This is a genomic window from Rhodococcus sp. 24CO, assembly GCF_050586165.1.
In the GTDB taxonomy this organism is placed as follows: domain Bacteria; phylum Actinomycetota; class Actinomycetes; order Mycobacteriales; family Mycobacteriaceae; genus Rhodococcus_F.
This window is the reverse complement of sequence record NZ_JAZFNF010000007.1, coordinates 297,343-311,420: the sequence shown is the minus strand read 5'-3', so window position 1 is coordinate 311,420 and position 14,078 is coordinate 297,343. Positions and strand designations below refer to the sequence as shown.

Genomic DNA, 14,078 nt, shown 5'->3' with positions numbered 1-14,078 from the left:
TTCTAGGCACACGGAGGACAACGGTGGCAATCACCGACATCAAAGAGTTTTCGCACCTCACCGCAGCTGATGTCGAAGCGCTCGGGCGTGAACTGGACCAGATTCGACTCGATGTCGAAGACTCTCGTGGAATCCGGGATGCTCGCTATATCCGTCGGGTCATTCGCGTTCAGCGCGCATTGGAACTCGGCGGTCGTATCGCACTGTTCGGTAGCAGGTACCGTCCCGCCTGGTTGGCGGGCACGGCACTGCTGAGCATCTCGAAAATCATCGAGAACATGGAACTCGGGCACAACGTCATGCACGGGCAGTGGGACTGGATGAACGATCCGGAGATTCATTCCTGCTCGTGGGAATGGGACCAGACGGGTCCGTCGGAGCACTGGAAACGTGCCCACAACTACCAGCATCACACGTACACCAATGTTGTCGGGATGGACGAGGATCTGGGCTTCGGGATCCTGCGGATGACGCGGGACGAGGCGTGGAAGCCGATCAACCTTCTGCAGCCGATTGCCAATGTCATTCTTGCGGCGACGTTCGAGTGGGGTATCGCTCTCCATGACCTGACCGCGGCTTCCGAGTTGGAGGGTGCCGCGAAGGGGCAGCTGAACTCTCAGGCCAACAAGGATTTTGCACGCAAGATCGTCCGTCAGGTCGGCAAGGATTTTGTCGTCTTTCCGTTGCTGACCGGGCCCGCCTGGAAATCGACGCTGACGGCCAACGCCACCGCGAATCTCGTACGCAATTTGTGGGCGTACGTGGTCATCTTCTGCGGCCATTTTCCCGATGGTGCGGAAAAGTTCACCGTCGCCGAGTTCGAGCAGGAAACACGTCACGAGTGGTACCTGCGTCAGATGCTCGGTAGTGCCAACTTCAATTCCGGCAAGCTCATGGGGTTCATGAGCGGCAACCTGAGTTACCAGATCGAGCATCATGTCTTCCCGGATCTGCCGAGTAATCGCTATCCGGAGATCGCTGTGAAGATGCGGGCCCTGTGCGAGAAGTTCGATCTTCCGTACACGACAGGTTCGTTGTTCAAGCAGTATCTGCTTGCGCTACGCACCATTCACAAGCTTGCCCTGCCGGACAAGTGGTTGATCGCGACCTCGGACAATGCGCCGGAGACGTCCTCGGAACTGCGGTTCCGGGAGCCTGGTCTCAAAGGTGCGGCAATGGCGATGGTCGACGATCTTCGTACCGATCCGGTGACCGGCAAGCGATTGGGTCTGTTGACGGCTTTGAAGTCGCAGGCGCGTTCTCGCCTGCCGAAGCGCAAGAAGTGATATAGATAACATCGAGCAAAAGCTAACCTACGGTGCCGTAACTTACGCTAGAGTAGGTCGTGTTGAATCCGTTCGGCATGAACTTTTCGACAAGAACTCACCGTAGGAGGCCCGCATGGCGATTGCAGACGTCAAGGAATATGCGCATCTCACCGAAGCCGACGTCGAAGCGCTCGGTCGTGAACTCGATGCGATCCGTCGCGACATAGAGGATTCGCGTGGCGAGAAAGACGCACGCTACGTCCGCAATGTCATTCGTCTTCAGCGAACCCTCGAGGTCAGTGGTCGCGCGATCCTGTTCGCCAGCCGCAAGCGCCCGGCGTGGCTGCTCGGCACCGGTATCCTCGGTGTCGCGAAGATCATCGAGAACATGGAACTCGGCCACAACGTGATGCACGGGCAGTGGGACTGGATGAATGATCCGGAAATCCACTCGACCTCGTGGGAGTGGGACGTCACCGGACCGTCAGCGCACTGGAAGCAGACTCACAACTTCCTGCACCACAAGTACACCAACGTCCTCGGCATGGACGACGACGTCGGATACGGACTGCTGCGCGTCACCCGCGACCAGCGATGGAAGCCGTTCAACTCCGGCAACCTCGTGTACAACACCCTGCTTGCGCTCTTCTTCGAGTGGGGCATCGCCGCGCAGCACCTCGAACTCGGCAAGGTTGCCAAGGGCCGCGCAGACGCGGACGACACGCGTCGTAAACTCCGCGAGGTCGGCGAGAAGGTCGGCAAGCAGCTGGTCAAGGACTACGTCATTTACCCGGCCCTCACGGGACCGGCGTGGAAGAGCACTCTCAGTGCCAACTTCACTGCCAACATCATCCGCAACGTGTGGACCAACGCCATCATCTTCTGCGGGCACTTCCCGGACGGCGCCGAGAAGTTCACCAAGGCGGACATCGACGGTGAATCCCAGGCACAGTGGTACCTGCGTCAGATGCTCGGCAGCGCCAACATCGAGGGCAGCAAGCTGATGGACTTCATGTCCGGCAACCTCAGCTACCAGATCGAACATCACCTGTTCCCCGACCTGCCGAGCAACCGGTACCCGGCCATCGCGGTCAAGGTTCGTGAGCTCACCGACAAGTACGACTTGCCTTACACGACAGGGCCTTTCCTGGTGCAGTACGCGAAGTCGTGGCGCACCATCGCCAAGTTGTCGCTGCCCAACAAGTACCTCAAGGACACCGTCGACAATGCGCCGGAAACGGCATCCGAGTTGATGTTCGACGGCAACGCTTCCTCGACAGTCGATCCGGTCACCGGCCGTCGTCGTGGACTCAAGAGCGCCATCGCGCAAAAGCGTAAGAGCGGAAAGCTGCGGAGCCTGCTCGGCTTGCGCTGATCAACTGCCGAAAAAGCCCAGACACCGAAATCGGTGTCTGGGCTTTTCTCGTTTGTCAGTACTGGTCGTTGGATTTGATGGCTTCGAGGAGTTGCCGCACGGCAATCACACGACGGGCCGATTTTCCTTCGAGCAGATCCAGCTTGCACTCCGGGTCCGCAGGCGGGCCGAGGTGCGTGCATCCGCGAGGGCAGTCCTCGATCTGTGCCGCGAGGTCGGAGAATGCGGCAACAACGTTCTCCGGTGAAATGTGGGCCAAGCCGAACGAGCGGATGCCTGGCGTGTCGATCACCCAACCACCCTCCGCGAGGGGGAGTGCCACCGACTGCGTCGACGTGTGCCGTCCCTTGCCGACACCCGAGACGATGCCGACGGCTCGATTGGCGTCGGGGACAAGGCGATTCACCAACGTCGACTTGCCGACACCCGAGTGCCCGATCAGCGCTGTCAACTTGTCGTGCAGGATGGCGGTGAGCTCGTCCAGCGGGTCGTCACGACCGGCCACAACCACTTGGATGTCGAGGTCGGCGAAGGTGCTGGCGAACTCCTCCGGCGGTTCGAGGTCGCTCTTGGTGAGGCACACGATCGGCGTGAGACCGCCCACGTATGCCGCCACCAGGGCGCGCTCGACAAAACCGGTGCGCGGCGGCGGATCGGCCAAGGCAACGACGATCAGTAACTGCTGTGCGTTGGCGACCACGATGCGTTCGAACGGATCTGTGTCGTCGGCGGTGCGTCGTAGCACGGTGGAACGCTCGGAGACCCGGACAATGCGAGCGAGGGTGTCGGTTTTGCCCGACAGATCGCCGACTATGTCCACCTGATCGCCGACGACGATGGGCGTGCGGCCCAGTTCGCGGGCGCGCATCGTCACGATCAGGCGGTCGGGATCGCCGCCCAGGACGCAACCCCACCGGCCACGATCCTTCGACACCACCATCCCCGATTCGGCAGAGAGATGCTCGGGACGGGTCTTGGTCCGGGGACGTGACCCGCGCCCGGGGCGGACCCGGACGTCGGACTCGTCGTACTGCCGCGGGCTCAGAAGCTTGCCTTTCGCGCGGAGGGAGCCAGCATGTCTGTCCACATGTTCTCGAAGCCTGGCAGCGTCTTGGCCGTGGTTGCGACGTCATCGACCTCCACGCCGTCGACGACCAGGCCGATGATCGCGCCGGCCGTGGCCATGCGATGGTCTGCGTACGAGAGCCATTGCCCACCATGTAGTTTCGCGGGGACAATGGTCAGGCCGTCATCGGTTTCGGTGACCGACCCGCCCAGCTTGTTGATCTCGTCGGCCAGTGCCGCCAGTCGATCCGTCTCGTGGCCCCGCAGGTGTGCGATGCCGCGCAGACGAGACGTTCCCTCTGCCAGCGCGGCGAGCGCCGCAACCGTCGGGGTGAGTTCACCGACGTCGTGCAGGTCGATGTCGATGCCCCGCAAGGTTTCGGGGCCTCGCACGGTGAGAATGCCGTCGGCGAGTGCGACCTCGGCCCCCATCGAGGCAAGAATGTCGCGGATCGCGTCGCCGGGCTGAGTTGTCGACGACGGCCACAACGGCACGCTGACGGTACCGCCGGTGACAGCCGCCGCCGCCAGGAACGGTGTGGCATTCGACAGATCGGGTTCGATGACCCAGTCGATAGCGCGCACCGGTCCGGGGTCGACCCGCCAGGTGTCAGCGTCGCCGCCCGTGGCCGGAGTCGTGACGGACACTCCGGCTTCGCGCAACATCTCGACGGTCATGTCGATGTGCGGCATCGACGGAACCGGCTTGCCGGTGTGGTGCACGGTGACGCCCTGCTCGAACGCTGCAGCCGAGAGCAGCAGGCCTGAGACGAACTGTGACGAACCGGATGCGTCGATGGTGACTGTTCCGCCGCGCAGTGACCCGGTCCCGGTCACAGTGAACGGAAGAGCGTCGCCGTCGATCTGCGCGCCCAGGCCTCGTAGAGCCTCGAGAATGGTGCCGAGCGGCCGCGTCCGGGCCTGCTCGTCGCCGTCGAAACGGACGATTCCGTCCGCCATTGCAGCCAGGGGTGGGAGGAATCGCATGACCGTACCGGCGAGCCCGCAGTCGACGTCGCCGCCGCGCAGCGGGCCGGGTGTGACGGCGAGCGTGCTGGGATCGCCCGCTTCCTCGATACCGATCCCGAGGTCGCGCAATGCCGCGATCATGAGGTCGGCGTCGCGGCTGCGGAGTGCGCCCGTGAGGGTGGACGGACCGTCCGCCAACGCTGCCAGGATCAGGGCTCGGTTGGTGATGGACTTCGATCCGGGCAGTGTCACCACTGCGTCGACCGGCGTTTGGGCTACAGGGGCGCTCCACAGACTCAGACTCACGAGGTCCATCTTCTCTCATCGGTGGGAGATTGGTCGAAACCGTGCCACCCTGGGTGTCATGTGCGGAAGGTATGCGACCACAGCGGACCCGGCGAGCCTGGCAGTCGAACTCGATGCGATCGACGAAACCGATCACTCGTCGGCCGTCGCCGAGGATTTCAACGTGGCACCGACAACGCCGGTGCTGACGGTTGTCGAGCGCCACGATCGCGAGAATCCCGACAGTGATCCGGCCAAGCGGATCCGGCAGATGCGATGGGGGTTGGTGCCCTCCTGGACGAAAGAACTGGGCAAGGGCCCGGTTCTGTTCAACGCGCGCGCCGATTCCCTGGCCGAGAAACCGGCATTCCGAACGTCATTCAAATACAAGCGATGCCTGGTCCCGATGGACGGTTGGTACGAGTGGCAGACCGAACCGCAGGGCGGCAGGAAAGCATCGAAGATCCCGTACTACATGCACCGCGGCGACGGATCGAGGCTGTTCATGGCCGGAGTGTGGTCGGCCTGGCGCGATCCACGGGTCGAGAACGCCGATCCGGTTCTGAGCTGTTCGATCGTCACCGTGGACTCGCTCGGCCACCTCGAGCAGGTACATGATCGGATGCCGCTGGCCCTGCCCCGTGATCGTTGGGACGCCTGGCTCGATCCCGATCACAGCGCGAACCCGTCGCTGCTCGAACCGGTGCCCGAGCTGTTCTCGGGGATCGAGATCGATCGAGTGAGGCCCCTCGTCAACAGCGTCAAGAACAACGGGCGCGAATTGATCGAGCCGGACGTCGATCGCGCGGGGGAGCAGATCAGTCTGCTCTAGTCGAGCGCCACGTTATTTCAAAGCCACGTTATTCCAAAGCCACGTTATTCCAAAGCCCACGTCACGGTGACCTCGAAGGACACCTGCTGGGTTCCCGGTGCGATCACCATGTCGCTCATCGAGGCACCGGGTGCCCTCATTGTCTGGTCGCCGGTGGTGCCGGGTGCTTCTGTGATGGTGATGACGTTCGACAGCGAGGTTCCGGAAAGATCGGCATATTGCTCCGCGCGGTTCTGTGCGTCCTCGAAGGCCCGAGTCCGAGCGTCGGCGAGCAGCGCCGAATCGTCGTCGATGTCGAAGGCGACGGTATTCAGGCGTGCCGCATCACCGCCGGCGGCGACCCCCGCGTCGAGCACCGCAGACGCTTTACTCAGATCCCGGACGACGATCCGCACCGAGTTGGTCGCGCGGTAACCCGTCACAGTTGCGCCGCCGAACGGCCCACCGGATCCGTCGTACTGCGGCTGGACGGACAGATCGCTGGTCTGAATGTCTTCGGCGGCCGCACCCGCGTCGATCATCGCGTCGATCATCGCCCGGGCCTTCTCGTTCGCTTGGGCGAGCGCTCCCGACACATCCGGCGCAACAACCTCGACGCCGATGCCCGCACTGAGAATGTCCGGGGCGCCGCGAACCTCGCCTGTTCCGACGACGGTGACCTCTTTGGTCGTGTTGTCGCTACTCGCGCAGGCGGTGAGCGAGATCGCGAGCGCGGCGGCCACCGCAAGCGTTGTCAGGTGCGGTCGGACGGTTCCGAGGTTCATGGCCCAGAGGGTAGCGACTCCCGCTATGCCGCGTGGTCGAATCCGTCATCGAGCCAGGGCGCCGGTGATCTCGGCGTAGGCAACAAAGTTTTTCGACGACAGCGTTGTTCCGTTCTCCAGGTAACACGTCACGAGAACCAGCCGTCCCGGCTGTCGCAAACGTAGTTCCGGCGACTCCTGCGCTTCGCCGAGTTTCTCGTACAGCGCAGTCGAACGCACCGTGTACTCGAGTGTGCCGGAATCCGTTTCGATCAGTACTCGGCTGCCGGCCACGATGTCCGGCAAGGTGTCGAATACTGCCGGAGTCCCGGTGCCGGCATGGCCGATCACGAAAACCGTTCCGTCACTGTCTGTTCCAGGCTCGCTGCGACAGCCGACCCAGTACGCGTCCGCCAAGGTCGGCGGATCGAGTACGGGGCAGGCGCCGGCAGGCATCGGGAGCACTGTCGCGTCGATCCCCAGATCGGCGATCGACAACCGTGTGGGCTGTGCCATCGGGACCGACTGCGATTGCAGAGAATTGGGAGGAATCGTGTCGACCGATGTGTGCGCGGTCTCGAGGCGAGCTTGTCCGGAGACCGCGCACCCTGGCAGTAGCAGAAAGAGCATTGCCAGGATCAGAACACGACACCGATCAGTGCTGGTTCGGCGCATTCTTACGACGCACGACAAACGCACCCGCGGCGGAGACCAGCAACGCCGCGCCGCCGATTCCGGCGATCAGCACACCGGACGGCCCGGTGGACTCACTCGCCCCGGTCTGGAACACCAGAGCGTCGTCGTAGGCCAGGGGTACAAACGTGCCCTGCGGATCGTTGTAACCGTGGACCTTGTAGCCCTCGGGAGTAGTGACCACGTACACCGGTTCCTTCGACGGTCCCGTCGTGGGCGGCGGGGTACCACCGTCGATCTTCGGGATTCCCACGAGAATCGGGGGAAGAACGATCACCCGGGTGGTGGAGGCCGGAATCGACGTCGCTGACGGTGTCGACACTATGGAGGACGGTGTCGACACTGTGGAGGACGTGGTAACTCGCGCGGATGTCGTGGCGGTGGGCTCTGTCGTGACGGTGGTGGTGGTCGGTTCCGCCGTCGTGACTTCGGTGGTCGTCGTGACGGGTGTTGTCGTGACGGGTGTTGTTGTGACCTGCGTTGTTGTCACCTGAGTTGTTGACGCCGACGTGGTGGTCACGGGTGTTGTTGTGCTGGTTGTTGTTTCGGGCGTCTTCGGATCGGAGGGCATCGGCGGTTCACCGTGCTCGCCGTAGTGGTAGTTCTGACCGTCGACCTGCACCCAGGTGATGTCGAAGTTTTCCCACCCCGGGAAGTTCGGGTGTGAGGAAATATCGAGCACCCAGGGCGATTGGCCGATGAACTTTTCGGTCCACTGCCCGTTGCCGTCGATGTGTGTCCCCAGTTGCATGGTGGCGCCGGTGTCGGGGTTCGTGATCGTCAGGTTGATGTGCTGGCCCATCGCAGCGCTCTCGCCGTCGGGGTAGTAGACCGTGACGGTTCCAGGGGATACCGAATATTCGCGCCCACCTGCGGCGATTCCGTCCGTTGGCGTGGTCCACGTCGGGGTCGCCTTTGCGTCAAGTGACGGTGTTGTCGTGCTTGTCGACGGCGTGGTGGAGGTTGCCGTTGCCGTCTCCGATGTTGCCGAAGACATTGCTGGTGTTGTTGCTGGCGTGGTCTCCGAAGGCGTTGCCGACTCGGTGATGGTGGGTGACTCGGCGGTTGTCTGTGCCGTTGTCGCCTCGCCGTTGTCGTCATCTGATGCCGCTGCCGGCCCCGCAGCCGCGAATGCGGTGAAACTGGCGACGGCTACTGCCGCTGCGTAGATTTTGGTACGTCCGCGCTGATTGTTCACGACAGTATGGCCTTTCGGTCCCGAAAGCGGCGGCGCACAGGCTCGGATGGACGCACGGCACAGCAAGGCCGGGCAGGTCGAATCGAAGAGTGTGCCGAGGGCGGTGGGTAGTTGATCAATCCTTCAATTACTAGGTAACTCGATGGTCGCTATGTCCGTCAAGTCCGATTTGCCGATCGTGCGCCATGTCACAGAAGTGCGTTAATCCATTGTGTCGGAACATGTTTCGGATTCGGCCCAAAGGGTGAATTCGGGGGTGAATCTCTCCGGGAAACGTCCCGTCGACTGGCTAGTGAGGGACCTTAGGTGTAGGAGTGTTCGGGACTTTAGGCCCACAGGCTCGGTTCGAGTAGTTGTCAGCCGGCGGTAATCGACGCTGTTGTTGCGCCGCACAGATCGACGAGGTCGCCAGGTGCCAGTTCGATTTCGAGTCCCCGCCGGCCGGCGCTACACAGGATGCGATCCCACTCGAGTGCCGACGCATCGACCACGGTGGGCAGTTTCTTGCGCTGCCCCAACGGGGAGATGCCACCGAAGACGTAGCCGCTCGAGCGCTCTGCGTCGGCGCGATCAGCCATGGTGGCTTTGCTTGCGCCGAGCGCGGCGGCAGCGGCTTTCAGTGAGAGTTTGTTCGGGACGGGGAGTACTGCAACGGCGAGTTTCCCGGTGTCGAGTTTGATGACCAGAGTCTTGAATATCTGACCTGCCGTGACGCCGACGGACCCGGCGAGGGCGGTGACGGCCTCGTCGCCGAAGGATTCCGCGCGCGGGTCGTGGTCGTAGCTGTGAACTTGATGGGCGGTTTTCGACTTCTCGAGGAGTTTGGTCGCAGGGGTCGCAGTTCCGGCCATTGCGACACTCTATGTCCAGAGGGGCTCGAGCGAAGCGGGGGGAATGTAGTCCGGGGTAGTGGTGTTGGTACTGGTTGATCCATCCGGAAAAAGTGAAGGAGCGACCGTGCTGGCTGTGTGCGAGCCACGACCGGCCCATAGGTCGGAACTGACGATGGCGGTAACCTTGATCCCCACGGCTAGTGAAGGGATCAGAGTGCTGGAACACGACCGGCCCAAGGACGAACAGTCGGAGGTCACCGAACCTGCCGACGCTGTCGCGTCCGAATCGCCCGAAACTGCGGATGAGTTGATTGCCCGTTTCGAGCGGGACGCGCTGCCTTTGCTCGACCAGCTCTACGGTGCCGCGCTGCGTATGACGCGCAACCCCTCGGACGCCGAGGATCTGGTGCAAGAGACGTACATCAAGGCGTACACGGCTTTCCGATCGTTCCGTGACGGAACCAATCTCAAGGCGTGGCTGTACCGGATTCTCACCAACACGTACATCAACTCGTATCGGAAGAAGCAGCGTCAGCCGGCGCAGTATCCGACTGACGAGATCACCGACTGGCAGTTGGCTGCCACGGCCGAACACACGTCGACCGGCCTGCGTTCCGCTGAGGTCGAGGCGCTCGACGCGCTGCCCGACGACGACATCAAGGCCGCTCTGCAGGAGCTGCCCGAAGAGTTCCGCATGGCGGTGTACTACGCGGATGTCGAAGGTTTCCCGTACAAGGAAATCGCGGACATCATGGGCACGCCCATCGGAACGGTGATGTCACGGCTGCATCGCGGACGTAAGCAATTGCGCGGATTGTTGGCCGACGTCGCGAAGGACCGCGGGTTCAACCGGGGCGAGAAGGACGTGGCTGCCGAAGCGGAAGGTGTTACCCGATGAGCACGCAGGACGAATTCGAAAGGCTCGACTGCTCAGCGGTCATTGCCGACGTGTGGTTGATGCTCGACGGTGAATGCGACGATGCCAGTCGCGCACGCCTGCAGCGACATATCGACGATTGTGGTTCCTGCCTCGCGGCGTACGGAATCGAGGAGAAGGTCAAGAGCTTGATCAGCCGCAAGTGTGGCGGTGATCATGCGCCCGAGAGTCTCCGTCAGAGGCTCACCATCGAGTTGCGACGCACGATCATTGTCACGAGTACCGAAACCGACAATTAGTCCGGCGGGGGGCGTCTGAGGCGTTCTGAACAACAAGGGGCGGGGAAGCTTGAATGCTTCCCCGCCCCTTGTTGTCGGTGCACTACATGTCAGGCGTTTGGACGCTTGCCATGGTTAGCTGCACTGCCCTTACGGCTACGCTTCTTACGACCGCGCTTACCCATGATTGGTCTCCCTTCTGTTTCTTTCGCGTCATTCTTTCACGCCCACCCCGGTGTGGTTCCATTGGCAGGTCGATCGGGTCTCCCGGCGGCGGAAGTCCTACCGATTCTCGGCAGAAGTGAGGTTCACGATGGCAGAAGACGTGCGCGCGGAAATGGTTTCCACGGTGTTCCAGGTTGTCGTGAGTGAGGGAGATGTCGTCGCGGACGGCGACACGTTGGTCATCCTGGAGTCCATGAAGATGGAGATTCCGGTGCTGGCGGAGGTTGCGGGAACCGTCACCACCGTGGGAGTGAAGGTCGGCGATGTCATTCAGCAGGGCGACTTGATCGCCGTGATCTCCTAAGCGTTCGCGAATGTCCACTCTCAGCGACCTCCTGGCCGAACACACCGACCTACCCGGCACCGCCGTCGACCATCTGCAGCGGGTGGTGGGTGAGTGGCAGCTCCTCGCCGACCTCTCCTTCGCCGACGTTCTGCTGTGGGTGGCTGCCGAATCGGATCAGTCCGCGCCGTCCGGAAGCGTGATCTGCGTCGCGCATTGCCGCCCGACTACCGCGTCGACGGCGTTCCCGGAAGACGCTGTCGGGACCCTCGCCTCGGAGTCCGAGCATCCGCAGGTTCTGCGCGCGTTGGTCGAGGGACAGGTGGTGCGGACGGAGGACGCAGACTGGCGCGAAGGTATGCCGCCGCGCCGGGAGGCATTGCCGGTGCGATTGGACGGCCGTGTCATTGCCGCCCTGAGCCGCGATACCAACCTCGCGCATCAGCGGGCGCAGAGTCCTCTGGAAGTGGCATATCTGGATTGTGCTGCCGACCTGTGTCAGATGATCAGCGACGGCACGTTCCCGGTTCGGGAATCGCGTTCGGATACCAACTCGAGTCCGCGGGCGGGCGACGGTTTCATCCGGCTCGATACCGACGGGAGGGTTGTGTACGCGAGCCCGAATGCGTTGTCGGCTTATCACCGCATGGGGTTGAGCGCGGATCTTGTGGGCCAGGATCTTGCCGCGGTGACGCGCATGTTGGTGACCGACCCGTTCGAATCGCAAGAGGCTGCCGGCTACATCCGAGATACTTTGGCGGACAAGCCCGGTCGACGCATGGAGATCGAAGCGCGCGGTGCCACGGTGTTGCTGCGTGCATTGGTTCTCAAACCGGGTGGGCGTCATGTGGGCGCTGCGGTTGTCGTCCGCGACGTCACCGAGGTGAAGCGGCGAGATCGTGCGCTGCTCAGCAAGGACGCGACCATCCGCGAAATTCACCATCGTGTGAAGAACAACTTGCAGACCGTCGCGGCGCTGTTGCGCCTGCAGGCTCGGCGAACCGGCAATGACGAAGCGCGCCAGGCCCTGACCGAATCGGTACGACGTGTGACGTCGATTGCGTTGGTGCACGACACGTTGTCGATGTCGGTGGACGAGGAGGTCGACCTCGACGAGGTGATCGACCGGTTGGTTCCGATGCTCTCCGATGTCGCGGGAGTCGGTGCGCCCGTGACGATCCGACGTGAGGGCAGCTTCGGTGTGTTCTCCGCCGAGCGGGCGACGCCGCTGGTGATGGTGCTGACGGAGTTGGTGCAGAACGCGATAGAGCACGCGTTCGATCCTGGCGTTGCGGGCACCGTGACTCTCAGTGCTGAGCGTTCGGCGCGGTGGCTGGACGTGATCATCCACGACAACGGGCGTGGTTTGCCTGCGGGTTTCAGTCTCGAGAAATCCGACCGTCTTGGGTTGCAGATCGTGCGGACGCTGCTCGGTGCGGAGCTCGGAGGTTCACTCGGATTGCACCCGGGAAGTGGTGGCGGAACCGATGCTGTTCTCCGTGTGCCGCTCGGCAGGCGAAGTGCGCGTTACTGATTCGCACCGATCGCGATATTTCGAGCAGACAAAAAGCCCGGCACCATGGTGTGCCGGGCTGTCGTCTTCGACGGCAAAACGGGAGGAGCTGTACTCACGTTCGCGTCGAACGTCTGAAGGACTTGCCCTAGACGGAAGTGCGTGCGCGAGTACGTGCGTTGCGACGCTTGAGTGCGCGACGCTCGTCTTCGCTCATTCCGCCCCACACGCCCGCATCCTGACCGGACTCGAGAGCCCAGGACAAGCATTCGGCGGTGACGGGGCAGCGGTTGCAGACAACCTTGGCATCTGCAATCTGTGCGAGGGCCGGTCCGCTGTTTCCCACGGGGAAGAACAGTTCGGGATCCTCGTCGCGACAGATTGCGTTGTGGCGCCAGTCCATCCTTTTCGCTCCTTAAGCTGGGTGTGAATACACCGTTTGGTACCAATGAGTTTGTGTGTGCGTAATCAATGTTTCCGCACTGTTACTTGTGAATGCTTTCACGAACTCGCGGTATGTCAATAGATTTGGACAGGTTCGTGGGCCAACTCACTAAATTCGGACGTACCGGTTGGCAACCTTGTAGTCATCCGCATTTTACCGGAGCGCAATGACCGTTTTCCACTGTTTTCGCAGGTCAAGTCAGTTGCGTGGATCACGCTGGTAGTGGAGAGAACACTTCGAGTGCGTCCGGTACGGCGGTAAATTCGACCGATTTGCGAAGTCCTATGAAATCTCCGTCCATCTGAAAACCGATCGGCCGTGACGATTCGATGGTGATGGTCGCGACGTCGTCGGTCCGGATGAGGACTTTCGATTTCGGCTCTGCGCCCTTTGCCAACAGTTGCCGGACAACCTTCAGGGAGGGAAGGACTTTGGTGCTCGTCATCGCGAAGAGTCCGAGTCCGGAGTCGAAAGTCGTTCCGGGATTGGTGTGCACGGGGCGCGCTTCGAGATAGGTCCACGGGCTGGAATTGGACACGAATGCATAGTGGACGCCCGGAATAGGATCCTGACCCGGAAGGTGGACCGTCAGTGCAGGTTCGGCTCGCTTGGCCCGGAAGAACGCGGCGATCGCGGTGCGCACGTATCGGCTCGGCGTAGCGGGATCACCGTTCTTACGACTGGCGTCGACGGCCTCGCACACATCGGCGTCGAGGCCCATGCCGGCATTGAACGTGAACCAGCGGTTGTCTGCGTGGGCGAGTCCGATGCGTCGACGAGTCCGCTCGCTCAAGAGATCGATCAGTTGATTGGTGGCATCGACAGGATCGGGGGCGATGCCGAGTGAACGGGCAAACACGTTGGCGGATCCACCGGGAACAACCGCGACGGTCGGAATGGGTCCTACGGGCACGGCTTTCATCGATGTCGGGTGCGGCGATCCGAGAAGGCCGTTGACCACTTCGTTGACTGTGCCGTCGCCGCCGTGGACGATCACCACGCCGAAGCCGTCTTCGTGCGCTTGCCGTGCAAGTTCGGCGGCGTGACCACGATGGGTTGTGTGCGTCACGGTCAGTCGCACCCGACTCTCGAGAGCGTGAGCCAACAGATCACGACCGGCCGCGGTGGTCGAGGTGGCATTGGGATTGACGATCAGCAGTGCGCGCACGGGGCATGAGCCTATCCGGTGTCGTGTT

At 62.3% G+C, this 14,078-nt stretch carries 16 protein-coding genes; 7 read left to right on the top strand and 9 right to left on the bottom strand.

The window, feature by feature from the left end:
• The first annotated feature begins 23 nt into the window (after positions 1-23).
• Positions 24-1,286, top strand: coding sequence for a fatty acid desaturase family protein (locus V2B23_RS19240; RefSeq protein ID WP_430951804.1), 1,263 nt, complete (start codon positions 24-26; stop codon positions 1,284-1,286).
• A 115-nt stretch (positions 1,287-1,401) separates the two neighbouring features.
• A complete protein-coding gene (locus V2B23_RS19235) occupies positions 1,402-2,643 on the top strand; it encodes a fatty acid desaturase family protein (RefSeq protein ID WP_430951803.1) in 1,242 nt (413 codons plus the stop codon).
• 55 nt (positions 2,644-2,698) lie between these two features.
• Here the strand turns inward: V2B23_RS19235 and rsgA are convergent, their stop codons facing one another.
• Both rsgA and aroA read right to left on the bottom strand, forming a co-directional pair.
• Positions 2,699-3,730 carry a ribosome small subunit-dependent GTPase A gene (rsgA, locus tag V2B23_RS19230; protein WP_430951802.1) on the bottom strand — a complete coding sequence of 344 codons (1,032 nt, stop codon included), beginning with the start codon at positions 3,728-3,730 and terminating at the stop codon, positions 2,699-2,701.
• Positions 3,685-4,992: a 3-phosphoshikimate 1-carboxyvinyltransferase gene (aroA, locus tag V2B23_RS19225; protein WP_430951801.1), complete on the bottom strand. Its 1,308-nt coding sequence runs from the start codon at positions 4,990-4,992 to the stop codon at positions 3,685-3,687. Before aroA ends, rsgA begins: the two co-directional genes overlap by 46 nt.
• Before the next feature lie 49 nt (positions 4,993-5,041).
• Between aroA and V2B23_RS19220 the strand changes: the two genes are divergently transcribed.
• Complete coding sequence (locus V2B23_RS19220; protein WP_430951800.1) at positions 5,042-5,794, top strand: SOS response-associated peptidase; 753 nt, start codon at positions 5,042-5,044, stop codon at positions 5,792-5,794.
• A 44-nt stretch (positions 5,795-5,838) separates the two neighbouring features.
• Here the strand turns inward: V2B23_RS19220 and V2B23_RS19215 are convergent, their stop codons facing one another.
• The 4 genes from V2B23_RS19215 to ybaK form a co-directional block, all read right to left on the bottom strand.
• Complete coding sequence (locus V2B23_RS19215) at positions 5,839-6,558, bottom strand: SIMPL domain-containing protein (protein ID WP_430951799.1); 720 nt, start codon at positions 6,556-6,558, stop codon at positions 5,839-5,841.
• A gap of 45 nt (positions 6,559-6,603) precedes the next feature.
• On the bottom strand, positions 6,604-7,053 hold the full coding sequence (locus V2B23_RS19210) for a class F sortase (protein WP_430951798.1): 450 nt from the start codon (positions 7,051-7,053) through the stop codon (positions 6,604-6,606).
• A 139-nt stretch (positions 7,054-7,192) separates the two neighbouring features.
• Positions 7,193-8,428 carry a hypothetical protein gene (locus V2B23_RS19205; RefSeq protein ID WP_430951797.1) on the bottom strand — a complete coding sequence of 412 codons (1,236 nt, stop codon included), beginning with the start codon at positions 8,426-8,428 and terminating at the stop codon, positions 7,193-7,195.
• Positions 8,429-8,784: 356 nt separating this feature from the next.
• Positions 8,785-9,279 (bottom strand): Cys-tRNA(Pro) deacylase, encoded by a 495-nt coding sequence (gene ybaK, locus V2B23_RS19200; RefSeq protein ID WP_430951796.1) that lies wholly within the window; start codon positions 9,277-9,279, stop codon positions 8,785-8,787.
• A gap of 154 nt (positions 9,280-9,433) precedes the next feature.
• Between ybaK and V2B23_RS19195 the strand changes: the two genes are divergently transcribed.
• Together V2B23_RS19195 and rsrA are read left to right on the top strand one after the other, a co-directional pair.
• Entirely contained in the window at positions 9,434-10,159 is a 726-nt protein-coding gene (locus V2B23_RS19195; protein ID WP_430951795.1) for a sigma-70 family RNA polymerase sigma factor, read from the top strand.
• Positions 10,156-10,437: a mycothiol system anti-sigma-R factor gene (gene rsrA / locus V2B23_RS19190; RefSeq protein ID WP_430951794.1), complete on the top strand. Its 282-nt coding sequence runs from the start codon at positions 10,156-10,158 to the stop codon at positions 10,435-10,437. The genes V2B23_RS19195 and rsrA overlap by 4 nt, the downstream gene beginning before the upstream one ends.
• 89 nt (positions 10,438-10,526) lie before the next feature.
• Here rsrA and V2B23_RS19185 read toward each other — a convergent pair whose 3' ends face one another.
• Positions 10,527-10,601 carry a 50S ribosomal protein bL37 gene (locus V2B23_RS19185; protein ID WP_095887907.1) on the bottom strand — a complete coding sequence of 25 codons (75 nt, stop codon included), beginning with the start codon at positions 10,599-10,601 and terminating at the stop codon, positions 10,527-10,529.
• Between the two features lie 128 nt (positions 10,602-10,729).
• Here V2B23_RS19185 and V2B23_RS19180 point away from each other — a divergent pair, with 128 nt between their 5' ends.
• Together V2B23_RS19180 and V2B23_RS19175 are read left to right on the top strand one after the other, a co-directional pair.
• On the top strand, positions 10,730-10,945 hold the full coding sequence (locus tag V2B23_RS19180) for a biotin/lipoyl-binding carrier protein (RefSeq protein ID WP_033231176.1): 216 nt from the start codon (positions 10,730-10,732) through the stop codon (positions 10,943-10,945).
• A gap of 10 nt (positions 10,946-10,955) precedes the next feature.
• The gene (locus tag V2B23_RS19175) at positions 10,956-12,458 is read left to right on the top strand and encodes a sensor histidine kinase (RefSeq protein WP_430951793.1); all 1,503 of its coding nucleotides are present in this window, start codon (positions 10,956-10,958) and stop codon (positions 12,456-12,458) included.
• Positions 12,459-12,585: 127 nt separating this feature from the next.
• On the opposite strand, the gene V2B23_RS19170 is transcribed toward V2B23_RS19175, so the two are convergent.
• On the bottom strand, positions 12,586-12,840 hold the full coding sequence (locus V2B23_RS19170) for a WhiB family transcriptional regulator (RefSeq protein WP_003940950.1): 255 nt from the start codon (positions 12,838-12,840) through the stop codon (positions 12,586-12,588).
• A 253-nt stretch (positions 12,841-13,093) separates the two neighbouring features.
• A complete protein-coding gene (locus tag V2B23_RS19165; RefSeq protein WP_430951792.1) occupies positions 13,094-14,050 on the bottom strand; it encodes a diacylglycerol/lipid kinase family protein in 957 nt (318 codons plus the stop codon).
• Positions 14,051-14,078: the final 28 nt, after the last annotated feature.